We start from the raw sequence: 24,620 nt of genomic DNA on the forward strand, positions 1-24,620 counted from the left end.
ACCCATTCCACCGACATCCGGACACTGATTCCACGCTGATCCGGACACTCATTCCACAAGCATCCGGACACCGATTCCACGGCCATCCGGACACTTTCAGGCAGGCAGCAACGCAGGACTATTCACTACTATCGACCTCTTTTTTCGAAGCGAAGAGGTCGTCGTGGAGCGTTTATCCATGCGTAAAATCCGAGAGGTACTACGCCTAAAGTTCGACGCCGGCCTGTCCGTGCGCAAGATCGCCGCCATCCTCGAACGCCGAATCCACCCTCAGCACGGCTTCCGCGCCTGCCTGGGCATCCTGCGCCTGAGTAAACAGCACGGCGAAGCGCGGCTGGAAGCCGCGTGCCAGCGGGCGCTGGCACTGGGCGCATGCAGCTACAAAAGCCTCGAATCGATCCTGCGCCAAGGGCTGGAGCGCCTGCCGCTGGCCCAGCAAAACCTGCCGCTACTGCCCGACGAGCACATCAACCTGCGTGGCCCGGGCTACTACCACTGACCTGAGAAAGGAGCTTCGAAATGCTACCGAATCCAACGCTCGACAAGCTACAAACCCTGCGCCTGCACGGCATGATCAAGTCGCTGGGCGAGCAACACGCAACGCCCGATATCAATGATTTGAGCTTCGATGAACGCCTCGGCCTGATGGTCGACCGTGAGGTGACCGAGCGCGAAGACGCCCGCCTGACTACTCGCCTCAAAGCGGCGCGGTTGCGCCACAACGCCTGCCTGGAAGACATCGACTACCGCAGCCCGCGTGGCCTGGACAAGGCCATGATCCTGCAACTGGGCGGTGGCCAGTGGCTGCGTGATGGCCTGAACTTGATCATCGGCGGGCCAACTGGCGTAGGCAAAACCTGGCTCGCCTGCGCGCTAGCCCACAAGGCCTGCCGCGACGGCTACAGCGTGCGTTACCTGCGCCTGCCGCGCTTGATGGAGGAGCTGGGCCTGGCCCATGGCGACGGCCGCTTCGCCAAACTGATGGCCGGCTACGCCAAGACCGACCTGCTGATCCTGGACGACTGGGGCCTGGCACCGTTTACTGCCGCGCAACGACGCGACATGCTTGAGCTGCTGGACGACCGCTACGGCAACCGCTCGACGCTGGTCACCAGCCAGATGCCGGTGGACAAATGGCATGCGCTGATCGGCGATCCGACCTTGGGCGACGCGATCCTCGACCGGCTGGTGCACAACGCTTATTGGGCGAGATAATCGATGACATCGTCCCGGCTGGGAGTACCGTCGGCAACGGCTGGCATTGGCCAACCAGCGATTGAACTCCATGCAGAGGGTGAAAACAGCCGGAGTGAATCCCAAGCGTGCCGCCAGGCTCCTCCCGGCGCGGGCTCGGCATCGAGTAACACGTAGGACAGTCCCGTTCGCTTGAGAAAGTACGCGACGCTGAGTGCGGATTGGCCGCCGCCGATAACCACAACATCCAGCTTCCGACTCTGACTCACTGTCGTGCTCCTATAGCCGCTGTAAATCGCCGTGAAGACTCAGACTTTACGTCCATGCTCATCGATAACGACCTGGCCATCCTCTTTGACGAAACTGCCGCGTTGCGGTTGTGGAAGCAAGTCGAGGACAGCTTCCGATGGACGACACAACCGTGTACCCAGCGGTGTCACGACGATAGGGCGGTTGATCAGGATGGGATGCTCCATCATGGCATCAACGAGCTTTTCATCGCTCAGTGATGCGTTGCCCAGTCCCATTTCTTCGTAAGGCGTGCCCTTGATACGCAGCAGGGCTCGCACCTCAATCCCCATGTCCTGGATCAGCCTCACCAGCGTGGCGCGATCAGGTGGAGTTTTCAGGTATTCGATGACGGTCGGTTCTTCTCCGCTGTTCCGGATCAGTTCCAAGGTGTTTCGAGAGGTGCCACATTGTGGGTTGTGATAGATCGTGATCTGGCTCATACAATTCCTTGCCCAGGCATTAAATGGAACGCTGATTGACGCGCTTGGATAACTCTTCGGCGGACTCTTTACGCTCGGAATAGCGATCAACCAAATAGTCCTGACGATCCCGCAACAGCAGCGTGAACTTCATCAGTTCTTCCATCACGTCTACCAGGCGGTCGTAGTACGAGGATGGCTTCATACGGCCTGCCTCATCAAACTCGGTGAATGCCTTGGCGACGGAAGATTGGTTTGGGATGGTGAACATCCTCATCCATCGTCCCAGTACACGCAGCTGATTGACCACGTTGAAAGACTGCGAGCCTCCGCAGACCTGCATTACCGCAAGGGTTTTTCCTTGCGTAGGTCGTACAGCTCCCATTGCTAGCGGAACCCAGTCGATTTGCGCCTTGAACACCGCGCTCATCGAGCCGTGCCGCTCAGGGGAACACCACACTTGTCCCTCTGACCACTGCATCAGCTCACGCAGCTCGGCCACTTTAGGGTGGGTGTCGGGAGCATCATCCGGTAGCGGCAGACCTGACGGATCGAAGATCCTGGTTTCGGCGCCAAACTGCTCCAGAAGACGTGCGGCCTCCTGTGTGACCAATCGGCTGAAAGAGCGCTCTCGTGTCGAGCCGTACAGGAGGAGGATTCGAGGTTTGTGGATCGACAGGGACGCCGGGGTCAGTTGCTCCAACGACGGGATATCGATCAGCTCGGCGTGTACGTTCGGCAATGTGTCTTGCATATAAACTCCTACGGCGGCGCCCAGCGGGGCGCTGCCTCGGTTGATCCTCAAAGCGAACCGATGCGGTTCAGTTCGGCTTTGAGCTGGTCAGTACTCATGGTCTTCAGCGGCAGGGCAAGAAATGCACTGACACGCTCGCGGATCTTGGCGAGCGTGGATTCAAACGCGCCTGTAATCTCGGCTTCCGATCCGGTAGCCTCGGACGGGTCGGCCAAGCCCCAGTGCGCCTTCAAGGCTGGCCCTAAGAAGATGGGGCACACTTCACCCGCTGCCCGATCACAGACGGTGATCACAATGTCTGGAGGCGAGCCTTCAAAAGCCTCCGAAGCCTTGCTGCTCAAGCCCGCCGTCGAAATACCTGCCGCCTCCAGCGTCTGTAATGCCCGTTGATTCACCCGGCCGCTGGGAAAACTTCCAGAGCTGACAGCTTCTACTCCTTCAGGCGCCAGGTGGTTGAAGAGTGCCTCGGACAGAATGCTGCGGCAGCTGTTGTGGGTGCACATGAACAAGACTTTCATCAGACGATTCCTTGATTCAGAAACTAAGGCGCAATGCCAAGGCGGATAAGGTGGCGATGAGGATCGGTAGGGTCAGCACGATGCCGGTCTTGAAGTAGTAACCCCAACTGATCGTTATGTTCTTGCGTGCCAGCACGTGCAGCCACAACAGGGTGGCCAGGCTTCCGATTGGAGTGATCTTCGGGCCCAGGTCGCAGCCGATGATGTTGGCGTACACCATCGCTTGCTGGACGACGCCATCGACCTCGGCGGCATGAATGGACAAGGCGCCTACCAGAACGGTCGGCATGTTGTTCATGATCGAAGACAGCAATGCTGTTAGCAGCCCAGTGCCCAAGGAAGCGCCCCAGACACCGTACCCCGCGAATACGTTCAGGATCTGCGCGATATGGTCAGTCAGGCCGGCGTTCTTCAGGCCATAGACAACCAGGTACATACCCAAAGAAAAAATCACCACCTGCCAGGGCGCCTCTTTGAGCACTTTGCCTGTGTCGATGGCATGTCCACGAGCTGCAAACACGTAGAGAATGAGCGCGCACACCGCCGCAATAGCGCTGATGGGCACTCCCAAAGGTTCAATGACAAAGAAGCCGATCAACAGCAGAGCCAACACCCACCAGCCGGCTACAAAGGTAGCGCGGTCTCGAATGACCTCGCTCGGTTTCTGGAGTTGGTTGAGATCGTAGGTCTTTGGCATGTCTCTGCGGAAAAACCACATGAGCATGGCCAATGTGGCCGCCACGCTGACGATGTTCACAGGCACCATGACGGACGCGTATTCGCTGAACCCGATGCCGAAGTAGTCAGCAGAGACAATGTTGACGAGGTTGGACACCACCAATGGCAGGCTTGCCGTGTCAGCGATAAACCCGGCAGCCATAACGAAGGCCAAGGTAGCAGCGGGTGAAAACCGCAACGCGAACAGCATCGCAATCACAATTGGGGTAAGGATCAGGGCTGCCCCATCATTGGCGAACAGGGCCGAGACGGCAGCGCCCAGCAGAATGATGAAAGCGAAGAGCTTGCGCGTGCTGCCTGCACCCCAACGAGCAACATGCAGCGCGGCCCATTCAAAAAAACCTGCCTCATCAAGCAGAAGGCTGATGATGATGACGGCAATGAAAGTCGCCGTGGCATTCCAGACGATATGCCAGACCTCAGGGATGTCCCCGAGACTGACTACCCCGGTCACTAGGGCGAGCACTGCGCCGAAGGTTGCGCTCCAGCCCACACCAAGACCCTTGGGTTGCCAGATGACCAGCACGATGGTTGCGATGAAAATCAGTACGGCAAGTAGCATTTCAGAAACTCTATTCGGGCGCAGATCAGTTACAGACGGCCTGGTTGATAGGACGGCCATTCATGTCGCACAGACGTTTGGCTTCGGCTTCCAACCATTGCTGGTTCGCGTCCACAACATCTTTCAGGATCGCTGTAACCCACTCGGGCAGCTCGGGATGCAAGCGGTAGTAAACCCATTGGCCCTGGCGACGATCCATCAACAAGCCTGCTGAGCGAAGCAGCGCCAGGTGACGAGATATTTTGGGTTGGCTCTGGTCGAGTGCAGCGGTGAGTTCGCAAACGCACAACTCGCCCTCACTGACGATGAGGAGCGTGATCTTGGTTCGAGTGTCATCGGCCAGACACTTGAACAACGAGGTGGGGGTCATAGGCTCTGTCATAGATCCTCCAGATGTTTGGTCTTGACCAATACGAAAAGCTTGATGCGTTCATGGATGTCATGAAGCGTATGGCGAAAGGCAGCAGGATCAGCGCTGGTGACGGGGTCTGGGAAATCCCAAGCGATGACTTCGCCAGCCCCCGGCATTGCCTGACACTCCCGTGCAGACTTGTCACAGAGCGTGATGACGTAATCGAATTTTTCGTCGCTGAACTCATCGATGGATTTACTGCGCAGTCCAGACGCATCCACCTCGACATTCTCCAAGGCTGCGACCGTCCGGGGATCAACACTGGATGGCTTTGAACCGGCGCTGAACGCTGCGAAGCGTGGGTCGGTATGCCGTAGCAACGCCTCTGCTAACTGGGAGCGTGCAGAGTTCGCTACACAGACAAAAAGCACCTTGATTGGGGCGGACATGGCGGTCTCACTCATATTCGGAAAATCGAATATACGTAATTTCGGATATTCGGTAAAGCGTATGTGCTCGATATCGCCGCCTTCCTGCCTGCTCGGGCGTTGTAGCGCTCAGACTGCCGGATGACTTTTCACCGGAAGGCGAAAGCTGATCGCGACGCAAACCGCGAGTAAGCAACAAAACATGATCAACAGCAGCAATGGGCCAAACGTGTCTAGCACCAATGCCGCCAGGATGGGGCCACACGCCTGAGCGATCAGTACCGGTCGGGCAAGCAATCCCATTCGCGATCCGTACCCCAGGGCACCAAACAAGGCCAGGGGCAGCGTGCCACGGGTAATCGTGAGAATGCCGTTCCCGGCTCCGTAGAGTGCAATGGCGACGAACGCGAGCCATGGCTTCCCGCAGGTCAGCAAGCCAAGCCCGAACAGGCAGAGCACAACGCCGATGCGTGCCGACCATGTGGGATGGAGGTTCCTGCCCATTGCGAACTCAGCGATCCGTGCTGCGACCTGGGCGGGGCCGATGACCATGCCTATCGCCAAGGCAACGGCGGTCACAATCCCCAACTGCTTGAGGGCATCCAGAAGATGTACAGAGATTCCCGATACAACCAGCGCGAGGACAGTCAGCATCGTGCCGATTAGCAGGAACAGAACTCGGGACTGACTTGAGTTGTGGGTAGTGGAAGTAGTGCTTCCAGTCACAACCGCTCGTAAAGGCTGTTTAGCGCTGCCAGGAATCATGAGAGCGTGGATAGGCAGTCCGATGAGCAAATGCGCGGCAGCAATGGATAGGCATGTTCCCCTCCAGCCGAGCCATTCCTCCATTGCCGCAATGGCTGGCCAGCCCAACGTACTGGCGAAACCACCCAGCAAGGTCAATCCGGTGATTGATGTTCGAGCCCCCTCACCGAGAAGCCGACCTAGCGTTGAAAAGGCAGCGTCGTAAAGCCCTGCGGCCATTGCCACGCCGATCAAAGTCCATGCGAAGTAGTACGTCGGCAGGTTTTCAGCAACGCCCATGGTGGCTATGCCCACGGATAAAAGCAGTGAGCTACACGCCATTGCCGCCCGGCCACCATAGCGGTCAATGTGCCGCCCCACTGCGGGTGATGTTGCTCCCGCAACCAACATTCCCCAGGACAGTCCCCCAACAACACTGGTGATTGACCAGCCCGCATCCCTCGCGATGGGGGCCGCGAGAACAGCAGGCAAATAATAGGTAGAACCCCATGCAAGAATTTGAGTGAAACCCATGGCCCAAACGAGCCGGGTGCGATGGGTGGCAGGGTGTAACGACTCAGGGAGGCTCACTCGCCACGCTCGATTTTTGGTTGGTAGTGACAACAAGTTAGCGCGAGAGAATTCTTGCCGTCAACCAGCGCGAGATGAGTTGACGGCTCAGCGCCGCCACCCTTACTGTTGCAGCTAACAACAAATTTGTGACGGTTATGTCAAAGCGCAAAAATGAGCAGTTGAACCAGGATGCCGAGGATTTGTACGAAGCGGTAAACCAGCTTGTGCGCGTCTACCAGTTCCGAGATCGAGACCGAATCTGCTGCTACGACGTTTCGGTTACCCAATGCTATGCGGTCGAAACCCTGGTCAAGCAGGGCGCGCTTCGGCTCCAAGTGCTGGCTGAAGAGATGTTCTTGGACAAGAGCACGGCGAGCCGGGTAATCGATGCGCTCGAACGCAAGGGATATGTGTCACGCGTTGAAGATGATGAAGACCGTCGCGCTGTGAAAATCCAGGCAACTCAAGCGGGGAAAGAACTTTATGAAAAAATCAGAAGCGATCTGGTAGCCGAAGAGCGAGCAATGATCGAAAACCTGTCAGTTGAAGCCAGACAAGGTGCTGTGAGCCTGCTGAGACAAATCACAAGAGCGACCGAAATCCGATGCGGTCTGGCGAATGAGCCTTGTTCGGATGCTATGCAGCGGGACTGAACTCCCTCTTTTTTTCGCAAAATGTTGTCACTACCAACAGAATGGAATCACTCATGCAAATTCGCCGAGCAGAACCTAACGACGCACCGCTGATAGCTGCCATTTACAATCAGGGTATCGAGGAACGAAGCTCCACGTTTGAGACGGCACCTCGCATTCCGAATGACATGATCGAACGACTCCAAAACGCTGGTCGCTACCCCGTGCTTGTAGTGCTTGATGAGAGCAACGAGGTTGTTGGATGGGCAGGCCTCAGTAGCTACCGGGCTCGGGCCTGCTACGACGGCATTGCTGACTTTTCGATTTACATGAGCAGGGATGCTCGGGGTCGCGGACTTGGGAAGCAACTGCTTGAGGCTTTGCTCAAGGAAGCAGAGGCCCTTGGGTTCTGGAAAGTCCTCTCGCGGATTTTCGCGTCAAATCACGCCAGCCTTGCCTTGTGCGAAGCAAGTGGTTTTCGCCAGGTAGGCATCTACGAGAAACACGCCTGTCTGGAAGGTCTGTGGATTGACTGCGTCATTGTCGAAAAGCTCTTTCCTGCCAATCAAACAACCGAAGCACTCGCAGCCCCGTCGATAAGGACTGAAGCAGGCGGTTTGAGCGGTTGCTGATGACTTAGGCTGTCTCCCTAAACATCTCATCTACCGCACCACGACCACTCTGGACTTGCTGGTCAATGCGAATGCAAATGACTGGTCAAGTCCAATGCAAATGGGTGGTCAAGTCCGTGCAATTACGCAGCATGATCAGCCGCCACCTGAATTGTGTATTGATCTCTGAGTGGCTGATCTCTATCACCCTCTCCATAGCTTGAGGGTCTCAGCGGTCTTAGCTTCAATCTGGTCAGCCCGCACACCTCTGCTCAGCACAAACTCTTCCGCGCGAACCGACAGTTCCCTCATCAGGGCATTGGTCTCGTTCACCATTGCTTCCAGCCGCAGAAGGAACGCTTCGAAGAATCCGTCATTGATTGATGCCTTGCGGTTTTCTTCCTGGGAGTTGTGTACCAGCCAATTTCTTTCCTTCACCAGCGCCTCGAATCTGCCGGTGACATCATCGGGTAAGCTTCTGGCTGCGATTAGCTTTTTAACGCTTACCCCGAACGTATCGCGCTGAGCCTTCGCTAGAAGCGCGTTCCCTTTCTCTTCACCCATGCCCTGTTCTGCTTTCTCAGTGAGCACAAAAAACTGGGCGGCGGAGCCCTCCAGCAGTTGAAGGTGCCTGAGAGTCATCCCAATCATTTCGTTCAGGATGCTCATTCTTTCGTGTCTTGACGTCATATCGGCCATAGATGCTCTGTAGGTTGAGGGGCTAACGGCAGATCGCCATTACGTTGCGCAGTATCCCACCACATAGCGCAGACCGTGAGCCATAGCGCTAATGGCAATGTGCTCCTATAGTGGTTGGGTCATCAAGAAAGGGAGGTCAAAATGGCAGCGCACAGTGATGCTACAGGTTACCTTTTAAGTCACCGAGATTCGGTCAATGAAGCGTGGTTTCACGCGATCTGTGAAGCCGCGATCAACTCGAGTGGGGGTGTGCTGTCACCAGATGAGCTAGAGCGCATTTGGAAACTGTTCTGTGGGGTGGAAACCTATGCGCCTGCCGCAGCTACGCCTCCTGCGCTGAAACCGAATGCACGGAATGCGATCCAGCCATTTCATCTGGAAAGCCTGTCTGATTTTTCCGGGTTCAAGAAATTGGGTGGTACACTGAGGCTAGATTTATCCAAGCGTATCACCTTAGTTTTTGGTCGAAATGGTGCAGGTAAATCGAGTCTGTGCCAGGCGTTCAAAATCTTGGCCAATCCTGAAAAACCGAAAGAGCCCCTGAACAACGTTCGCTCTTCTAGCAAGGTACTACCGTCCTTTAGCTATAAGCTACGAGGCAGTCCCGCACAAAATTGGACAGAATTAGACGGATTTGGTGGTCAGGCTCAGGCCCTGAAGTATTTCGACTCCGCAGTCGCATACAAACATATCAACAGCTCTATATCGCCAGAGGCGGTGGTAGAGTTGAGCGCGTTCCGATTAGAGTGCTTCGATTACTTTCGAGAGTATCTGAAGCAATTTCAGGCCTACAGTAGCTCAAAGATTTCCGAGTACCGGCAAGAAGCTGATCGGAATATTGCAGGAATTAAACTAGGCGTCCACGCAACCATAGATACCAACAGTGGGATATTTAAGGATTGGGGGGCTACCAATTGCGAGCCTATGCTTTCCTGGATCGCGAGCGTGAGCTTTGGTGAAGAGAAACGCCAACGAAAATCAGAAAAGCAAGCAAGGCTAGAGCAGCTTAGGGGCGCGACGAGCGTGGAGGGTCAACAAGCACTCACACTGAGGAAAAGCCTCCTAGGCCAAGTAAAACAATCACTGGCAACTTTCGTTCAGAAGTGCGGGGGCTTTTCATATAACGCGTACGGTCAAATTTTGTTTTCAATCCAGCAAAAGCAGGCAGCAAGCGTTGAATTAGCTGGCGCTGTGTTCTCCAAAGAGCTGGATGTGGCTGGCCAGCAAAGACTTCTCTCCGCAGCTGCGGCGTTAAGGCCATTTGTTCCTGCTGACAACTGCCCTTTATGTCGTCAGAAGCTGGAGGGAGAGTCCAAGAATCTCTTCCTGGCATTTCATAATCACCTGATTTCAACGATTCAAACAGAGCTGTCTGCTTTAAATACCAAGCAACAGGCAGAGCAGTCTAAAAAAATAGTTATCGATAGCTATGTGGAGTTGAATTACTCGCAATATTCGAGTGTGCTGAGCGTGGATTTTTTACTAGCGCTATCAGAGCTGATCAAGTCAGTAAAATTCGCGTTGCAAGCACCTATAATTGACCAGGCAGCACTCAATGCTTACTCTCGTTACGTCGAGCTAAATTCTTATCTCGAAGCGGTAAATACAGAGTACAACAACGCAGACTCAGCATTGACGCTAGCGTCGAATGGATTGCAAGCGCTCAATGACGAAATTAAAAATCTAACGACGGAAATTGCTCTCCTAAGCATTGATGAAGCAGCCTGGGCTGTTCGGCCTCAAATCGAGACGATATGCCAGAGCGCGAGTTCCTTTGCTGGTATCGCCAAAACAGTGGAGTCCTACAACTTCACATCACGCCTGTCAGCGCTGACTGCGCGCAAGAAGGATGCACATACAGCGCTCGTACTTGGGTCATTTTTGCCGTATTTGGATGGCGAGTATCGCCGCCTCTGTGGTGCCTCGCTGGACCAAATGGGTGTCCGCTTGGCCAACCAGGGGGCTGATGCCATAGTGCTTCCGAAGATTGGAGATGAACTGGTTCATCGCGTACTCAGTGAGGGTGAGCTGAAGGTTCACGCGCTTGCCTTGTTTATGTGTGAAGCAAGCGTCGCGCCGCACCAGGTTCTAGTTCTTGATGATCCAGTGACCAGCTTTGACTACAACTATATTTCCAATTTTTGCGAGCGCCTGCGTGACTACGCAAAAGAAAATACACAGTCCCAACTGATCGTATTGACACACAATTGGGACTTTTTCGCGAACCTACAAGCTACGTTGAATGGCTCAGGCCTCAGCGGTGCCTTCTCCGTGCAGGTGTTGGAGGACTGTGTGACGGTATCCGAATACGTAGAGAAATGGGATGAGCTATGCGGGCAGATCGATGGCTACATTGGCCCGCAAGTCGAAATCAATCCTGATGAGAAATCCAAGCTTTCTGCACTGCTGAGGCGCCTGGTGGAACGGCTAACGAACGCCTATGTGTTCAACGAACAGCGGCACCAGTACAAAATCAGAACCTTGCAGGTCTCCAACTTTAAGGATTTTGTGAAGCTGGTGCCATTGCTTCCGGCAGAAGCGGACAGGCTCAAGGACTTGTACGCTAATCTGAGTCCGCTTGAGCATGATGATGTGCGGAATTACTATTCCACCAAATCCATCTATCAATTTGGCACTTGGTACGATGAGATCAAGTCGATTAAAAATGCAGTTGAGGGGCGGCGTATCTAATCTGGCAAGTCTTCGTCAGTGCGACCTTTCTTCGTATGTGGAAGATCGCCTATATTTGAAGGACTGTGAGCATGAAAGGAGACAGCCTGGCCCATTCCGCGTAGCGGGTTAAGATGTTGAAGGTTGTCCGAGATTTGCTGAAACCTCTGGCGACCGTGGTCACAGAGTTTTAGTCCCCAGCCTCGGGCCAGACCGGCCTCTGAAGCACTCATATTTCCGCACCACTGGCAGGTGGTATTGGACAGGTGTTCAATTTCCTCTACGAGGTTCTCAAGCTCGTCAGGGGTGAACACGGGAAGCTCAATAGCAAGGTAGCCATTTTTTGGCTTTGCATGCACTGTAATACCATATTTGGCACTCCCCGCCTGCATACGCTTAGGCTGCCGTGCTAAGCCAGCATACCTTCAAAACAGATCAGGACCTTCCTCGACGCCACTGAAAGTGATTTCCGGCGGCTCACCAGGTTGCTGCCAACCCAACTGGTAGAGCAGCCATTGATGCTCACCTTCACGGCGATCTGCGACAAGCAGCAATGTCCAGCCAGTCGACAGTAGCCGATTAGCTTTTTCTTCGCTCGTCGTTCGAGTAAGCCGGGTGGTTTTTACGATGTCTAGAGTCATGGTTTCGCTTTCTTCTTCCGTCCAAGGCACAGATCTTCGGCGGGGGACCTCCTCAATGTCTACTCCACCAAGTGATCCGCCGAGCGCGATGAGCCGTTTCCCGGCCTCCGCGCGAATTGCGGCTTGAATATCGATTTCGGAGTCGAGTAGGCTGTAAAGTTTTTCTACTTCATCACGGGATGGCGTCGGCGAGATACCTGCGCGAATTTCCGACACCCGTCGAGCTACTATTTCTACGTCCTCTGTGTTTTGGAGATGCGCAGTAACAGCTTCTAGTAAATAATATGCTACGTCTATACCTAAACTACGTGTTAATTTGTCAAGGCGCCCTTTGACCTCTGCTGTCAATTTTGTTTTAAACATAAGATAAGTCCCAGTGTCGAACATCTCAGGGCCATACAGCGCGCTATAGTTAGGTTGTGAAAATGTTATTGGGAACTGGCTCGTAATTTTTTTGTGGTTGCCAAGAGGATCGCTCGCTGCAAAATTCTTAGCAGCAGTGGTCCTATGAAAAAGTTTGTCATTAGCAACCCTGTGATTGCTAGGCTAACATGGAATTTAGGTGTGTTTGGTATATGCATGCGTAAAAAATTATCCAGGAAAATAAAAGTATGATTTGATAAGCTTGGAAAGAAAAATCGATATGCGACAGTTGTGCTGAATAGAGCAAAACCGGTAACGAACGTTGTTAGCATACCAAAGCCCAAAAATTTCAGCGCCGCGAGTTTTAGGGGGCAACGATGCTGTCGTCGCATTAGCATGTCGCGACTATCTAAAACACTAAAGCCAGTGCAGGCGATCATGTGCAACCAGAATACAATGAGAAATGATGTCGTCACAGGTTCATACCAAAATTGGGTGTGTTAGATTGACCGTAGCATATTATGCCGTATGTGAATAGGTGCCTGCATGTAGGTCATACATCATCGTCAAATACCAGAGGCCTGGATTTTTCGACGAACTCACCGGCAATTTTATCTGCTAGCTCGTTGAAGCGTTGCTGTACTTCATCCTGTGTAATCTCAGACCGAGCGGCAGCCCTCGCTTGCGATTCTAAGCGACGTGCTGTAGCGCGCTTTTGAGCTAAAAGCTTGAGTTTCAACAGATCATCAAATGTATATAATTGGGCGTCAGTACGATAGTTTTTTATCTCATCATCACTCATCTGGGTGTATCCTCAAGCGTGAGATTTTAGGCTTAAGTAGTTTTTTAAGCTAGTTGCCACTTCTGACAGGTTCGACTCAGGTGCGTAATCGATGATGACATAATAGCCAGAATTAAAAGTTTTAATCAGAATCACATAATCGATGATTTTGAAGTCAGTGATCATCGTGATCCTAACCCTCTCACCGTCGTTGAGCTTTCCGAAAAAATCTGGCCTTGAATGACTCAAGACCCTGGCAAATATGTTCATGGCCTGGAATGTCGCTTCGTACAGATAAGCGGTCGGCGCTATATTTTGGTCTACGCACGTCGCTATAGCTCTGCATAGCATTATGTCTACACCGCAGTTCATGTAAATCTGTACCTCACCATTTCAGTGGCCATGGTTAGCGTGATTTTAATCCGTAAATTTCACCAGCTACGTAGCGACTCGTCTTGACCGCTTTTGAACCAAATTTTATATTTTTCAGATACAGCAACGTTTTGAAAAAGCATTTTTCGCATAGGTGTAATTCGTATTGTTCACCGTTGCAGTCTGAGCCATATCCCCACTCTGATGCTAGCGTACCGAATTGCGGACTGCCATACTTTAATGTGGAAGATTCGCATAGATCGCAAATTACATCTTTGAGGGCCTCGGTTAATACATATTCTTTTATTTTCATGCAGTATTTCGCTTGATTTCATCCCGTACAAAAACGGTGATAGCCTTGTCTATATGCCTGGTGCCCCCGTGCTGACTTCAATCGCAAGCGTCGGACGCGGGTGCGCCGTTTTTTTACTTGGCTCACAATGATTGAGCCGTTGGATACTTTAAGATCCAGTACATCACCAGCTCTGAGGTTCAGTGCTTTCAGTAGGCTAGGTGGAAGATTGAGCATCACACTGGCTCTTCGACTTTTTGCAGGATACAGCTTGAGGAGCCACCGCCCCTTGCAATTTCGGTATTTCCGCAGGCTACTCATCTTTCGATCTCAGGAGTACTAGCTGATCGCACTACGAAACACTCCATGTACAACCTGCGGTCCTCACTCATCTCAGCTATCCCACATCAATGCAGACACCACCCTTACGGGGTATATAATTTCAAACTATTTCCCAACCACTCAGCTTGGGTGAAGGGCGCAACCCCTCTGTCGTCTGTGCCCACCAAAGCTGGACGCCGTTCTTGGACTGGGCGGAGGTGATCCCAACGAGGCCAAAACCGCATGAGGAACTATAGTTCCTGTTCGCCGTTCAGCGCAACCGTTCCAATGCTCAATTTTGAGCGTTGAGAGATGGATTACGAACAGGCCTTCGGTTTGGCATTCGCCCGATTGCGTCAGGCGCGCAAGCTCACTCAGGAAGATTTTGGTTCTGTCGTGACGGATCGTTACATCAGAAAGCTCGAAACTGGTAAAGCTTCCCCAACCATTAGCACCCTACGTGGGCTTTGTAGCGTGCTTGGCGTGAGTCCTGTCACGTTTCTCGCTCTTGTTGAAGCCGAGTATTTCGAGGTTTCGCCGGGTCAGGTGATTTCGCTGGTAACCGAACAGCTTGGTGAGATTGAGCAAGCGCGGAGGTGAGGCCACAGAAGAACCCGCTGGCCGATTGCGCGTAGCGCTTTGCGTACTCTGGGCAGCGAGGCACAGATTCAATTTGGTTTGCTGAGGATGTAAGGTCATCACAAGCCTTGCGGTGGTAAGTGGGTGCATCCACCTCTGGCAATGGTTTCTGCTCCGCTCAGTGCTGAAGAGGGTACTAAGGTCCCCAGATTTTTGCTCAAAGGTATTTTGTAAAACACGGCTTTACACGTTTGATCGAAAGCTCCTGTAATTCAGGGCCTTATGTGGTTTTTTAGTCGCGTTCTTTACGTTTTCATTATGGGAAGATTGACAAAGTGGCGTCATGCCTCGTAAAATAAGGACATTATGGCGTTACTAGATGTTTTTTTATCTTCTCTTATGTGAACTACCCTTTTAGGAAATCGACGACTCGCAATATCAAAACCCGTGGCTCTAGCTGCGGGTTTTTTATGCCCCGAATCTGCTCAGTTACCCCTCGTTCAATACGATCGGTTCGTCAGGTAGTGGTCTTGCCATTGTTGCGGGTAGGCAGCTTGTTGAGCAGTAACCATCGGTTGTTACTGGGCTTCGATGTGATGCAGCTGGCCGCACTGTCCCGGCAGGCTCGGCGCGGCACCCCCTTTATGATATAAGTAGCCGTTTAATCCGACTGGACCTGCCGACTCTATGCGAATGCGCCTTATGCTTTTGGGCGGTGGCAATGCCTTGGGCCAAGCGTTGATTCGCCTCGGTGCGGAGGAAGACATTGGCTTCCTCGCCCCGCGTCCCCCGGAAAGCGGCTGGGACGCCACCAGCCTCACCCAACTGCTGGATGACACACGTCCGGATGCGGTGATCAACCTGGCCTACTATTTTGACTGGTTTCAGGCGCAGACCGTCAGCGAACTGCGGCTGGCCCAGCAAGAGCGGGGTGTCGAGCGGCTGGCCGAGTTATGCCAGCATCACGACATGATCCTGGTGCAGCCCTCCAGCTATCGCGTGTTCGATGGCTCCCGGGCGACCGCCTATAGCGAAAAAGACGAGCCGGTACCATTGGGCCTCCGAGGCCAGGCCCTGTGGCGCATGGAAAACAGCGTTCGCGCGACCTGTCCCAAGCATGTGTTGCTGCGATTTGGCTGGTTGCTGGATGACAGCATCGACGGTCTGCTAGGGCGCTTTCTGCAACGAGCCGAAACGCCACAGGAAATCTTCCTGGCCGATGACCGCCGGGGCAATCCCACCCCGGTGGACGATGCTGCACGGGTGATCATATCGGTGCTCAAGCAGCTCGACTGCCAGGCGCCGCTGTGGGGTACTTATCACTATGCAGGCAACGAGGCGACTACACCGCTGGCCTTGGGTCAGGCCGTGATCAGCGAGGCGTCGAACCTGCATGCGCTGGCGGTTCAGGCACCGGTGGCACAGGCCCATGCGGCCAGCCCGGACGCCGCCGAAGAGCCACAGCATGCGGTGTTGGCCTGCAAGAAAATCCTTCATACCTTCGGCATCAAGCCGCGTGCCTGGCGCGCGGGTTTGCCGAGCCTACTCGACAGATATTATCGCCATGGCTGATGCTCCAGTTTTGATCACCGGCGGTGCGGGCTTCATCGGCTCGCACCTGACTGACGCCTTGCTTGCCCGTGGTTATGCGGTGCGTGTTCTCGATGACCTGTCCACCGGCAAGCGCGAGAACCTGCCGCTGAGCGATGCCCGAGTCGAGCTGATCGTCGGTGATGTCGCCGATGCCGAGCTCGTCCTGCATGCGATGCAGGGCTGTCAGGCGGTGGTGCACCTGGCGGCTGTGGCTTCCGTGCAGGCGTCGGTGGATGATCCGGTGAGGACGCACCAAAGCAATTTCATCGGCACGTTGAATGTCTGCGAAGCCATGCGCCAGGCCGGCGTCAAGCGGGTGCTGTTCGCTTCCAGCGCCGCCGTTTACGGCAACAACGGCGAAGGGCAGGCGGTCAGCGAAGAGACCGCTAAATTGCCATTGACGCCGTACGCATCGGACAAGCTGGCCAGCGAGCAATACCTGGATTTCTATCGCCGGCAACATGGGCTTGAACCTGTACTGTTTCGCTTCTTCAACATCTACGGGCCGCGCCAGGATCCATCCTCGCCATACTCCGGTGTCATCAGCATCTTCTGCGAGCGCGCACAGCAAGGAGTGCCGATCACGCTGTACGGAGATGGCGAGCAGACCCGTGATTTCTTCTACGTGGGTGATCTGGCCAGCCTGTTGCTGCAGGCGCTGGAAAAACCACAGGTCGAGGAAGGCGCAGTCAACGTCGGGCTCAATCAGGTGATCAGCCTGAACCAGCTGCTGGAAACCCTGCGGGCTGTACTCGGCGGTTTGCCGGAGATTCGGTATCAGGACGCCCGCGCCGGCGACATTCGTCACTCGCGGGCCAACAACGCGCAGCTGCTTCAGCGCTTTACCCTCGGCGAAACGACACCGCTGGCGGACGGTCTGGCGCGACTCCTGGGGCGTTAGCGGGTGTTCACCCCGGCCCAGTGCCTGGCGCCGACAAAGATGAAGCGCAGTTGCTGGGTGATCTTGACTTGGGGCGACAGATGCCGGGGCAGAGGATGCTCCGGCGGGTCGATCAATTCGGGCAAGGTCGCGAACACACTCTTGACCACCAGATCCGCCAATACGGCAAGTGCTTCGCCGTCCAGGTGTTGCCAGCGCGGCATCAGTGCCATGTCTGCCGCCAGGTCTGAGCTGATGGCTTCGCGCAGACTGGCCAAGGCCTGACGTACCGCCTTGGAGCCGCCGTACTGTTCACGGGCCAGGAACAGGAATTGGGCGCGATTGGCCGAGACACCTTCCAGAAAGATGCGGACCGACGCTTCGGTCAACCCACCTAGTTCAAATTCATTCTGGCGCACCAGTCGGATCGTTTCGCGAAACGCCTGACCGACTTCACTGACCAAGGCCAGGCCCAGTTGGTCCATGTCTGCAAAATGCCGATAGAAGCCTGTCGGGACAATGCCGGCGGCTTTGGTGACTTCCCGCAAGCTTATGTTGCCGAACCCGCGACCAGAGGCCATCAACTGCCGGGCGGCGTCAAGGAGTGCGTGGCGGGTCTGCTGTTTCTGTTCGGCGCGGGGAAGCATGGTGGCTACGATTGTCGTGGGCGGTCAGTGCGCCACTTTAGCAAATCGGCCAGCTTGGCGTCGAACGCCGCAAAGGCAGGAGCTGGGCGGTCCAAAAAAAACGAAAGCCCGGTTCAGGGGGGAACCAGGCTTTTTTCAGGGCACTCAAGACTTAGCTCTGGTGTTGAGCACGCAGGTAATCCGAGCCGTCTTGGGCCAGACGATTCAAGGTACGGTCCGAGCCGTCTTGAGCCAGACGATTCAAGGTGCGATCCGAACCGTCTTGAGCCAGGCGGTTCAAGGTACGATCCGAGCCATCTTGAGCCAGCGCATTCACGGACTGCGACACGGCCGCCGGTGTGGCGGTCAGCGAAGCGGAGTGCTGGGCAGCAGGGCCGGCAAAGGCATTGGCGGCCAGGACGGAAAGGGTAAGGCTAAGCAGCAATTGGCGTTTCATGATGATGGCGCTCCTTGGGAGGGCAGAAAAGTGGGTACAGGAGCAATATTACTCTTGAAAAATAGATACAAAAGTTCATAAAGGTAATGGTAACAATCGATGAAAATGATGTATGTGGAAAATCGCGGTAAATCAGTTGGTTAGCGCATGGAAAAGCGCACCGAAAGCGGGATTGGAGGCTATTTGACGCACGTGATAGGGGCGTAGCCAAAAAGAACCCTCATTGTGGTCGATGCTTTTCGGCGATCTCGACAAATGAAATTTTCGGTAAAACCACACTGGGTTAAACCCCTCGGCCTTTTGCCAGTCCTAGCTTTGAGTCGTTTGAGCTGTCAGCGACATTTGTCTTTATCAAGGAGCACCGTGCATGACGCGCCCGCGCAAGATCCTGTTATGGGTAGTGGCCATTTTTCTGGTGCTGGTTGCCGCGCTGGTGATAGTGATTGCCACGTTCGACTGGAACAGGGTCAAGCCCACCCTCAACGCCAAGGTGTCCGAGGCACTGCACCGTCCGTTTGCAATCAACGGCAACCTGGCTGTGCAGTGGCAACGCGAGCCGGATGAAGGGGGATGGCGGGCGTGGGTACCCTGGCCGCACTTTCTGGCGGACGACATCACGCTGGGCAACCCGGACTGGTCGCAGACTCGGCAGATGGTGAGCCTCAAGCACATCGAGTTTCGCCTGGCACCCTTGCCGCTGCTGGCAGAACGGGTGGTCATCCCGCGTATAGATCTGACCGAGCCCAGTGCCAATCTGGAGCGGCTGAAGGATGGCCGCGCCAACTGGGTGTTTGATTTCGGTCCGAAAGACCCGAATGCAGAGCCGTCGAAATGGAGCATCGATATCGGCGCGATCAAGTTCGACAAGGGGCACGTGACTTATAACGATCCGATCGTGCAGGCCCAGGTCGATGTATTGATCGATCCCTTGGGCAAGCCGATTCCCTACAGCGATATCGTCGGTACCAGTGCCGCGAAGAAGGTCAGTGATGCGGGCGCGACCGCCCAGGACTATGCCTTCGGTTTCAAGGTCAAAGGCCGCTATAAGGATCAACCGCTCGAAGGCGCGGGCAAGATCGGCGGGCTGCTGGCGTTGCAGGATGCTACCCAACCGTTCCCGGTGCAGGTCGATGTTGCCGTGGGCGACACTCATGCAGCAGTGGCCGGCACCCTGACTGACCCGAAAAACCTCGGGGCGCTGGATTTGCGTCTGCGTTTGAGTGGCACCAGCCTGGGCAACCTGTACCCGCTGACGGGGGTGACCCTGCCAGATTCTCCCGCATACGAAACAGACGGTCATTTGCAGGCACGTCTGCATGATGCGGCCGGTGCCAGCTTTCATTACGAGGATTTCAACGGCAAGATCGGTGACAGCGATATCCACGGTGACCTGGCCTTCGTGGCCAGCCAGCCAAGGCCCAAATTGACCGGCAAGCTGGTTTCCAATCAACTGCTGTTCGCCGACCTGGCGCCCCTGATCGGTGCCGACTCAAATGCCAAGCAAAAAGCTCGGGGTGGGGAGAGCAAACAGCCTGAAGGCAAGGTGCTACCCGTCGAAGAGTTCAAGACCGACCGCTGGCGCACCATGGACGCCGATGTCGAGTTCACCGGCAAGCGCATTGTGCATAGCGACAAGCTGCCGCTGAGTGACCTCTACACCCATGTGGTCCTCGATGACGGCCGTCTGCAACTGCAACCGCTGCGCTTCGGCGTGGCCGGAGGCAAGCTGGACACCCAGATCGACCTCAACGGCCGTGACACGCCTTTGCAGGGCTCGGCGCGGCTGACGGCCCGCGGCTTCAAACTCAAGGAGCTGTTCCCGGGGTTCGCCCCGATGAGCACCAGCTTCGGCGAGCTCAATGGTGATGCGGATATCACCGGCACCGGCAACTCGGTGGCAGCTTTGCTCGGCACATCCAATGGCAATCTGAAGATGATCATCAACGACGGTGCCGTGAACCGCAGCCTGATGGAAATTGCCGGGTTGAATGTCGGCAGTTATGTGGTGGACAAGCTGTTTGGCGAAAAGGAGGTGAAAATCAACTGCGCGGCGGCCGATCTAGGGATCAAGGACGGCTTGGCCACCACGCGGCTGTTCGTCTTTGACACCGAGAACGCCATCGTCCACATCAACGGTACGACCAACTTCAAGGATGAGCAGCTGGACCTGAAGATCGTGCCCGAGTCCAAGGGCTTCCGCCTGCTGTCGCTGCGCTCGCCCTTGTATGTGCGTGGAACCTTCGCCAAGCCGAGCGCCGGTGTACAAGCCATTCCGCTGGCCTTGCGCGGAGCGGGGATGGTGGCGTTGGGTGTAGTCGCAGGTCCGGCAGCCGGGTTGCTGGCCTTGATTGCGCCCAGCGGTGGCGAGCCCAATCAATGTGTGCCGTTGTTACAACAGATGAAAGAAGGCAAGGCGCCAAAGACGGTGCCAGGTGCGTAAGGCTCTCAGCCAAAAATGAAAAGCCCGGGCCAATGGCCCGGGCTTTTTTGTGCGCAACGACTTACAGATCTTTCAAGATATCCGCCATGTCATCGGCGTGCTCTTCTTCCTGAGCAAGAATCTCTTCGAACAACCGGCGGGTGGTCGGGTCTTTCTCGCCGATGTACTGAATGATCTCGCGGTAACTGTCCACGGCAATCCGTTCGGCGACCAGGTCTTCGTAGACCATTTCCTTGAGGGTGGCACCGGCAACATACTGAGCGTGGGAGTTCTTGCTCAAGTTGTCCGGGTTGAAGTCGGGTTCGCCACCCAGCTGCATGATGCGCTCGGCCAGCTTGTCGGCGTGCTCGGCTTCCTGCGCGGCATGTTCGGCAAACTCGCCGGCCGCGACGCTGGCTTTGAGGCCGGTGGCCATATAGTAGTGGCGCTTGTAGCGCAGCACGCACACCAGTTCGGTGGCCAGCGAGCTGTTGAGCAGGCGCAGAATTTCTTCGCGGTCACCCATATAGCCTTCGGTAACGGCGCCATTGTCCACATTCATGCGCGCTCTTTCGCGCAGGGTATTCACATCGGTCAGTTGTACGTTGATCATCATCATCTCCAGGCTTACGGTTCGGCCGTCGCACTCTGTCTGCGCCCCCTGAGTGGAGCGCCCGGCGTGATCGGTATACAACTGTGTGAGTGGCAGCTGGCGGAAAAAGTTTTATCTCGAATCAGCCAGGCTGCCCGCCGGGCATTTACATCGCTTTTTCGTTGGTCTTGCGTTGCTCGCAGGTCATGAAGCCTTTGCTGGCGACATGGCCGCCGCTGTCGAAGCTGACGTAATAGGCTTGCTGATGGCTATCCTGGGTCAGGATATAGTTGTTGCAGGTGCCGGCCGACGAGTTGGCCGTACCATTGACCACGCTGGAGGGAGTACCCCCAATGGTGATCACTTGCTGCATGGTCATGCCGGTTTCCACTTGCTTGACCAAGGGCTGGTTGCGATAAGTGACGAAGTCCACCGGGTTTTCCGGCGTCATCGAGCAGCCTGTTACAGCCGCCAGCACGAACAGTGTTGCCAGAGATTGCTTGATCATGGGTGTCGCTCCTTCGAATTGACCATTAGTGGCCATGTACCCATAGGAGTGCTGTTCGATCGCGGGAGTTCGATGGCAGCCGGGCAATTTGCCATGAAGCATAAGTGTCAGAAATGTTGTCTACACTCACGGCGACGCCGTGCCGCTTCGCACGGTCTTGCCGGAGGTACTCCATGAAGATATTTCACCTGTCGCTTGCATTGGCTGCCGCGTTGTTTTGCACTCAGGGCTTCGCCGCCACTGCTCAACAGAACAAGATGACGGCTTGCAACGCAGACGCTACTGCGAAAAGTCTCAAGGGTGATGACCGCAAGGCCTATATGAGCTCCTGCCTGAAAGCGACGCCGGCGGGGACTCCCCAGCAGCAGAAAATGAAAACCTGTAATGCCACAGCCACCAGTCAGTCGCTCAAAGGCGACGCACGCAAGACCTACATGAGCACCTGCCTGAAGAAAAGCTGAGGGGCGCCGATACCCGTGGGTGTAGGACGCCCACTGGTTCTGCCTGGCGAAGGCTGGCAGACTGCCCATCCTTTCTTGTTGTTTGTGCTTGAGGCTGTATGCCCATCTTTTCCCCGCGTCAGATACTGATCGCCAGCTGGATTCTGTTATTCGGCGGTTTGCTGCTCGTCATCCCCCTACGCCTGTTGCCCAGTTTGCTGGCGGGCCTGCTGGTGTTCGAGCTGGTGAACATGTTGACGCCCAAGCTGGAAGGGCTGATTTCCGGTCGTCGCGCGCGCTGGGTGGCGGTGGCCTTGCTGGGTACGCTGGTAGTGAGTGTGCTGGCGCTGATCTTTGCTGGCGCCATCAGCTTTCTGTTGCACGAAGCAGAAAATCCAGGCGCGTCCCTGGATAAATTCATGGGGGTCGTGGATCGCGCGCGCAGCCAATTGCCGCCGTTCATTGATGCCTACCTGCCGGCCAGTGCAGCTGAGTTCCAAGTGGCGATCAGCGCCTGGCTCAGCAAACACCTGGCGGAACTGCAACTGGTGGGCAAGGACGCTGCGCACATGTTTGTGACCCTGCTGATCGGCATGGTACTGGGGGCGATCATCGCGCTGCAGCAGGTCACCGACAGTCTGCAGCGCAAACCCCTGGCAGCAGCGCTGTTCGATCGGTTGCGTCTGCTGGTCCGGGCCTTCCGCAATATCGTCTTCGCGCAAATCAAGATCGCCGCGCTCAACACGTTCTTTACTGCTATTTTCCTGGCGATCATTTTGCCGTTATGCGGGATCAAACTGCCCCTGACCAAGACATTGATTGTCCTGACGTTCCTGCTGGGGCTGTTGCCAGTGATTGGCAACCTGATGTCCAACACCTTGATCACGGTGGTCGGGCTGTCGCTGTCGATCTGGGTGGCGGTGGCGGCGCTGGGTTATCTGATCGTGATCCACAAGGTGGAATATTTTCTGAATGCGCGGATTGTCGGTGGGCAGATCAGTGCCAAGTCGTGGGAGTTGCTCTTGGCGATGCTGATATTCGAGGCGGCGTTTGGCCTGCCGGGGGTGGTGGCAGGACCGGTTTATTATGCTTATTTAAAAAGTGAGCTGAGAGAGCAAGGGCTGGTCTGAGCCTGAAGCCTCGGTCCTGCGGGGGTAGGCCGTTTGGCCTAGACTCCGTAGCGCTTGCGAGCCTCGATGGCCAGACCGGCGCCGATGCTGCCAAAGATGTTACCCTCCACATGCCGAGCGTTGGGCAACATGGCGCCAACGCTCTGGCGCAGGGCAGGAATCCCGCTCGAACCACCGGTAAAGAACACCGTGTCGACTTGCGCGACGGTGACGCCGGCATCGGTCAGCAATTGCGTGACGCTGCCCCGTACCCGCTCCAGCAGCGCATCAATGGCGGCATCGAACAGTGCCCGGGTCAGCTCCACGCTCAGTTCCGGCTGGATGCGGTCCAGCGGCACCTGCCGGCTTTCGGCGTGGGTCAGCTGGATCTTGGTTTCTTCCACTTCCATGGCCAGCCAGTGGCCGGCACGCTGTTCGATCAGCTTGAACAGGCGGTCGATGCCGTCAGTGTCCTGGATGTCATAGCGCATGCTGCCCAGGGCCAGTTGTGATTTCTGCGAGTACACCGAGTTGATGGTGTGCCAGGTGGCCAGGTTCATGTGGTGGCTGGTGGGCATGAAGGCACCGCTCTTCATGCGGCTGCCATAGCCGAACAAAGGCATCACGCCCTGCAGGCTCAACTGTTTGTCGAAGTCAGTCCCGCCGACGTGCACGCCGCCGGTGGCGAGGATGTCGCTCTCGCGGTCGGCGATGTCACGGCGCTCAGGGGCCAGGCGTACCAGAGAGAAGTCCGACGTACCGCCACCGATGTCGACGATCAGCACCAGCTCCTCGCGATCCAGTGTGGACTCGTAGTCGAAGGCGGCGGCGATCGGCTCGTACTGGAAAGACACTTCCTTGAAGCCGATCTTGCGCGCCACTTCCTCCAGTGTGTCCTGTGCTTCCTGATCGGCGGCGGCATCGTCGTCGACAAAGTGCACGGGTCGGCCGAGCACCACTTCGTCAAACGGGCGGCCAGCATTGTTTTCGGCGCGCTTTTTCAGCTCGCCGATGAACATCCCCAGCAAGTCCTTGAATGGCAGTGCCGTGCCCAGCACGCTGGTGTCATGCTTGATCAGCTTGCTGCCCAGAAGGCTCTTGAGCGAGCGCATCAGGCGCCCTTCGTAGCCTTCGAGGTATTCGCTGAGCGCCAGGCGACCGTAGACCGGGCGGCGCTCCTCGAGGTTGAAAAACACCACGGACGGCAGGGTGATCTTGCCGTCTTCCAGCGCGATCAGCGACTCCTCGCCCGGGCGATGCCAGCCGACAGTGGAGTTGGAGGTACCGAAGTCGATGCCGCAAGCGCGGGCCGCAGATGCGTTTTTCATGTGTTTCGCGGTTCTATGTAAAAACGGTCGCGCAGTGTATGCCAGTTGGCCGCAGAATCAAGGCCGACTGTCACCTTGAAAGCGTCGGCATGATCCCCCATCTACAGATTAAACTTGCAGCGTGCCAGCCCGTC

The 24,620-nt window shown here is 55.7% G+C and carries 24 protein-coding genes and 3 pseudogenes; 11 read left to right on the top strand and 16 right to left on the bottom strand.

The features are described from left to right. Positions 1-238 precede the first annotated feature (238 nt). A pseudogene (locus HB675_RS16840) lies at positions 239-499 on the top strand (IS21 family transposase); the annotation flags it as partial. Positions 500-519: 20 nt separating this feature from the next. Next, a pseudogene (gene istB / locus HB675_RS16845) lies at positions 520-1,203 on the top strand (IS21-like element ISPsy14 family helper ATPase IstB); the annotation flags it as partial. Here the strand turns inward: istB and HB675_RS16850 are convergent. The 8 genes and pseudogenes from HB675_RS16850 to HB675_RS16885 all read right to left on the bottom strand — a co-directional run. Continuing rightward, positions 1,203-1,463, bottom strand: a pseudogene (locus tag HB675_RS16850) (FAD-dependent oxidoreductase); the annotation flags it as partial. The pseudogenes istB and HB675_RS16850 overlap by 1 nt on opposite strands. A gap of 39 nt (positions 1,464-1,502) precedes the next feature. Continuing rightward, entirely contained in the window at positions 1,503-1,925 is a 423-nt protein-coding gene (arsC, locus tag HB675_RS16855; protein ID WP_213879523.1) for an arsenate reductase (glutaredoxin), read from the bottom strand. A gap of 19 nt (positions 1,926-1,944) precedes the next feature. Next, on the bottom strand, positions 1,945-2,658 hold the full coding sequence (gene arsH / locus HB675_RS16860) for an arsenical resistance protein ArsH (RefSeq protein ID WP_213879525.1): 714 nt from the start codon (positions 2,656-2,658) through the stop codon (positions 1,945-1,947). A gap of 47 nt (positions 2,659-2,705) precedes the next feature. Beyond that, complete coding sequence (locus tag HB675_RS16865; RefSeq protein ID WP_213879527.1) at positions 2,706-3,176, bottom strand: arsenate reductase ArsC; 471 nt, start codon at positions 3,174-3,176, stop codon at positions 2,706-2,708. A 16-nt stretch (positions 3,177-3,192) separates the two neighbouring features. After that, a complete protein-coding gene (locus tag HB675_RS16870; protein ID WP_213879529.1) occupies positions 3,193-4,476 on the bottom strand; it encodes an arsenic transporter in 1,284 nt (427 codons plus the stop codon). A 25-nt stretch (positions 4,477-4,501) separates the two neighbouring features. Beyond that, positions 4,502-4,858 (bottom strand): metalloregulator ArsR/SmtB family transcription factor, encoded by a 357-nt coding sequence (locus tag HB675_RS16875; RefSeq protein WP_120124552.1) that lies wholly within the window; start codon positions 4,856-4,858, stop codon positions 4,502-4,504. Next, positions 4,855-5,277, bottom strand: a complete 423-nt coding sequence (locus HB675_RS16880; protein ID WP_213879531.1) for an arsenate reductase ArsC — start codon at positions 5,275-5,277, stop codon at positions 4,855-4,857. Before HB675_RS16880 ends, HB675_RS16875 begins: the two co-directional genes overlap by 4 nt. Positions 5,278-5,385: 108 nt before the next feature. Further along, positions 5,386-6,534 carry an MFS transporter gene (locus HB675_RS16885; protein ID WP_218626576.1) on the bottom strand — a complete coding sequence of 383 codons (1,149 nt, stop codon included), beginning with the start codon at positions 6,532-6,534 and terminating at the stop codon, positions 5,386-5,388. A 194-nt stretch (positions 6,535-6,728) separates the two neighbouring features. Between HB675_RS16885 and HB675_RS16890 the strand changes: the two genes are divergently transcribed. Both HB675_RS16890 and HB675_RS16895 read left to right on the top strand, forming a co-directional pair. Then, positions 6,729-7,226: a MarR family transcriptional regulator gene (locus HB675_RS16890; protein WP_213879535.1), complete on the top strand. Its 498-nt coding sequence runs from the start codon at positions 6,729-6,731 to the stop codon at positions 7,224-7,226. A gap of 53 nt (positions 7,227-7,279) precedes the next feature. After that, positions 7,280-7,837 carry an arsinothricin resistance N-acetyltransferase ArsN1 family A gene (locus HB675_RS16895; protein ID WP_213879537.1) on the top strand — a complete coding sequence of 186 codons (558 nt, stop codon included), beginning with the start codon at positions 7,280-7,282 and terminating at the stop codon, positions 7,835-7,837. A gap of 183 nt (positions 7,838-8,020) precedes the next feature. Here HB675_RS16895 and HB675_RS16900 read toward each other — a convergent pair whose 3' ends face one another. Further along, entirely contained in the window at positions 8,021-8,485 is a 465-nt protein-coding gene (locus HB675_RS16900; RefSeq protein WP_213879539.1) for a hypothetical protein, read from the bottom strand. Between the two features lie 171 nt (positions 8,486-8,656). Between HB675_RS16900 and HB675_RS16905 the strand changes: the two genes are divergently transcribed. Then, entirely contained in the window at positions 8,657-11,206 is a 2,550-nt protein-coding gene (locus HB675_RS16905; RefSeq protein WP_213879541.1) for an AAA family ATPase, read from the top strand. A 404-nt stretch (positions 11,207-11,610) separates the two neighbouring features. Here HB675_RS16905 and HB675_RS16910 read toward each other — a convergent pair whose 3' ends face one another. Continuing rightward, positions 11,611-12,189 (bottom strand): hypothetical protein, encoded by a 579-nt coding sequence (locus HB675_RS16910; protein WP_213879543.1) that lies wholly within the window; start codon positions 12,187-12,189, stop codon positions 11,611-11,613. A 553-nt stretch (positions 12,190-12,742) separates the two neighbouring features. Then, positions 12,743-12,991, bottom strand: a complete 249-nt coding sequence (locus HB675_RS16915) for a hypothetical protein (RefSeq protein WP_213879545.1) — start codon at positions 12,989-12,991, stop codon at positions 12,743-12,745. 1,276 nt (positions 12,992-14,267) lie between these two features. Between HB675_RS16915 and HB675_RS16920 the strand changes: the two genes are divergently transcribed. The 3 genes from HB675_RS16920 (at position 14,268) to HB675_RS16930 (ending at position 17,028) form a co-directional block, all read left to right on the top strand. Beyond that, positions 14,268-14,555, top strand: coding sequence for a helix-turn-helix transcriptional regulator (locus tag HB675_RS16920; RefSeq protein WP_213879547.1), 288 nt, complete (start codon positions 14,268-14,270; stop codon positions 14,553-14,555). A gap of 666 nt (positions 14,556-15,221) precedes the next feature. Beyond that, positions 15,222-16,106, top strand: coding sequence for a sugar nucleotide-binding protein (locus tag HB675_RS16925; RefSeq protein WP_213879549.1), 885 nt, complete (start codon positions 15,222-15,224; stop codon positions 16,104-16,106). After that, on the top strand, positions 16,099-17,028 hold the full coding sequence (locus tag HB675_RS16930; protein ID WP_213879551.1) for an NAD-dependent epimerase/dehydratase family protein: 930 nt from the start codon (positions 16,099-16,101) through the stop codon (positions 17,026-17,028). The genes HB675_RS16925 and HB675_RS16930 overlap by 8 nt, the downstream gene beginning before the upstream one ends. Here the strand turns inward: HB675_RS16930 and HB675_RS16935 are convergent. Then, positions 17,025-17,654, bottom strand: a complete 630-nt coding sequence (locus HB675_RS16935; RefSeq protein ID WP_213879553.1) for a TetR family transcriptional regulator — start codon at positions 17,652-17,654, stop codon at positions 17,025-17,027. The genes HB675_RS16930 and HB675_RS16935 overlap by 4 nt on opposite strands. A 151-nt stretch (positions 17,655-17,805) precedes the next feature. Further along, on the bottom strand, positions 17,806-18,090 hold the full coding sequence (locus tag HB675_RS16940) for a hypothetical protein (RefSeq protein ID WP_213879555.1): 285 nt from the start codon (positions 18,088-18,090) through the stop codon (positions 17,806-17,808). A gap of 367 nt (positions 18,091-18,457) precedes the next feature. On the opposite strand from HB675_RS16940, the gene HB675_RS16945 reads away from it, so the two are divergent. Further along, positions 18,458-20,530: an AsmA family protein gene (locus tag HB675_RS16945; RefSeq protein WP_213879557.1), complete on the top strand. Its 2,073-nt coding sequence runs from the start codon at positions 18,458-18,460 to the stop codon at positions 20,528-20,530. Between the two features lie 61 nt (positions 20,531-20,591). On the opposite strand, the gene HB675_RS16950 is transcribed toward HB675_RS16945, so the two are convergent. Beyond that, positions 20,592-21,122 carry a ferritin-like domain-containing protein gene (locus HB675_RS16950; RefSeq protein WP_213879559.1) on the bottom strand — a complete coding sequence of 177 codons (531 nt, stop codon included), beginning with the start codon at positions 21,120-21,122 and terminating at the stop codon, positions 20,592-20,594. Between the two features lie 145 nt (positions 21,123-21,267). Next, positions 21,268-21,609 carry an osmotically-inducible lipoprotein OsmE gene (gene osmE / locus HB675_RS16955; RefSeq protein ID WP_213879561.1) on the bottom strand — a complete coding sequence of 114 codons (342 nt, stop codon included), beginning with the start codon at positions 21,607-21,609 and terminating at the stop codon, positions 21,268-21,270. Between the two features lie 173 nt (positions 21,610-21,782). Between osmE and HB675_RS16960 the strand changes: the two genes are divergently transcribed. Then, positions 21,783-22,070, top strand: a complete 288-nt coding sequence (locus HB675_RS16960; protein WP_213879563.1) for a PsiF family protein — start codon at positions 21,783-21,785, stop codon at positions 22,068-22,070. A gap of 98 nt (positions 22,071-22,168) precedes the next feature. Next, positions 22,169-23,179: a hypothetical protein gene (locus HB675_RS16965; RefSeq protein WP_213879565.1), complete on the top strand. Its 1,011-nt coding sequence runs from the start codon at positions 22,169-22,171 to the stop codon at positions 23,177-23,179. Positions 23,180-23,217: 38 nt separating this feature from the next. Here the strand turns inward: HB675_RS16965 and HB675_RS16970 are convergent, their stop codons facing one another. Beyond that, the gene (locus HB675_RS16970; RefSeq protein ID WP_213879567.1) at positions 23,218-24,486 is read right to left on the bottom strand and encodes an Hsp70 family protein; all 1,269 of its coding nucleotides are present in this window, start codon (positions 24,484-24,486) and stop codon (positions 23,218-23,220) included. Between the last annotated feature and the right edge of the window lie 134 nt (positions 24,487-24,620).

Source organism: Pseudomonas sp. dw_358 (assembly GCF_018449655.1).
Classification (GTDB): Bacteria; Pseudomonadota; Gammaproteobacteria; order Pseudomonadales; family Pseudomonadaceae; genus Aquipseudomonas.

Coding starts and splice junctions, on each gene's coding strand:
- HB675_RS16910 (WP_213879543.1), bottom strand. CDS start 12,189: ATGTTTAAAACAAAATTGACAGCAGAGGTCAAAGGGCGCCTTGACAAA.
- HB675_RS16900 (WP_213879539.1), bottom strand. CDS start 8,485: ATGAGCATCCTGAACGAAATGATTGGGATGACTCTCAGGCACCTTCAA.
- HB675_RS16935 (WP_213879553.1), bottom strand. CDS start 17,654: ATGCTTCCCCGCGCCGAACAGAAACAGCAGACCCGCCACGCACTCCTT.
- HB675_RS16945 (WP_213879557.1), top strand. CDS start 18,458: ATGACGCGCCCGCGCAAGATCCTGTTATGGGTAGTGGCCATTTTTCTG.
- arsC (WP_213879523.1), bottom strand. CDS start 1,925: ATGAGCCAGATCACGATCTATCACAACCCACAATGTGGCACCTCTCGA.
- osmE (WP_213879561.1), bottom strand. CDS start 21,609: ATGATCAAGCAATCTCTGGCAACACTGTTCGTGCTGGCGGCTGTAACA.
- HB675_RS16970 (WP_213879567.1), bottom strand. CDS start 24,486: ATGAAAAACGCATCTGCGGCCCGCGCTTGCGGCATCGACTTCGGTACC.
- HB675_RS16965 (WP_213879565.1), top strand. CDS start 22,169: ATGCCCATCTTTTCCCCGCGTCAGATACTGATCGCCAGCTGGATTCTG.
- HB675_RS16865 (WP_213879527.1), bottom strand. CDS start 3,176: ATGAAAGTCTTGTTCATGTGCACCCACAACAGCTGCCGCAGCATTCTG.
- HB675_RS16890 (WP_213879535.1), top strand. CDS start 6,729: ATGTCAAAGCGCAAAAATGAGCAGTTGAACCAGGATGCCGAGGATTTG.
- HB675_RS16870 (WP_213879529.1), bottom strand. CDS start 4,476: ATGCTACTTGCCGTACTGATTTTCATCGCAACCATCGTGCTGGTCATC.
- HB675_RS16930 (WP_213879551.1), top strand. CDS start 16,099: ATGGCTGATGCTCCAGTTTTGATCACCGGCGGTGCGGGCTTCATCGGC.
- HB675_RS16905 (WP_213879541.1), top strand. CDS start 8,657: ATGGCAGCGCACAGTGATGCTACAGGTTACCTTTTAAGTCACCGAGAT.
- HB675_RS16915 (WP_213879545.1), bottom strand. CDS start 12,991: ATGAGTGATGATGAGATAAAAAACTATCGTACTGACGCCCAATTATAT.
- HB675_RS16885 (WP_218626576.1), bottom strand. CDS start 6,534: ATGGGTTTCACTCAAATTCTTGCATGGGGTTCTACCTATTATTTGCCT.
- HB675_RS16960 (WP_213879563.1), top strand. CDS start 21,783: ATGAAGATATTTCACCTGTCGCTTGCATTGGCTGCCGCGTTGTTTTGC.
- HB675_RS16940 (WP_213879555.1), bottom strand. CDS start 18,090: ATGAAACGCCAATTGCTGCTTAGCCTTACCCTTTCCGTCCTGGCCGCC.
- HB675_RS16920 (WP_213879547.1), top strand. CDS start 14,268: ATGGATTACGAACAGGCCTTCGGTTTGGCATTCGCCCGATTGCGTCAG.
- HB675_RS16875 (WP_120124552.1), bottom strand. CDS start 4,858: ATGACAGAGCCTATGACCCCCACCTCGTTGTTCAAGTGTCTGGCCGAT.
- HB675_RS16880 (WP_213879531.1), bottom strand. CDS start 5,277: ATGTCCGCCCCAATCAAGGTGCTTTTTGTCTGTGTAGCGAACTCTGCA.
- HB675_RS16895 (WP_213879537.1), top strand. CDS start 7,280: ATGCAAATTCGCCGAGCAGAACCTAACGACGCACCGCTGATAGCTGCC.
- HB675_RS16950 (WP_213879559.1), bottom strand. CDS start 21,122: ATGATCAACGTACAACTGACCGATGTGAATACCCTGCGCGAAAGAGCG.
- HB675_RS16925 (WP_213879549.1), top strand. CDS start 15,222: ATGCGAATGCGCCTTATGCTTTTGGGCGGTGGCAATGCCTTGGGCCAA.
- arsH (WP_213879525.1), bottom strand. CDS start 2,658: ATGCAAGACACATTGCCGAACGTACACGCCGAGCTGATCGATATCCCG.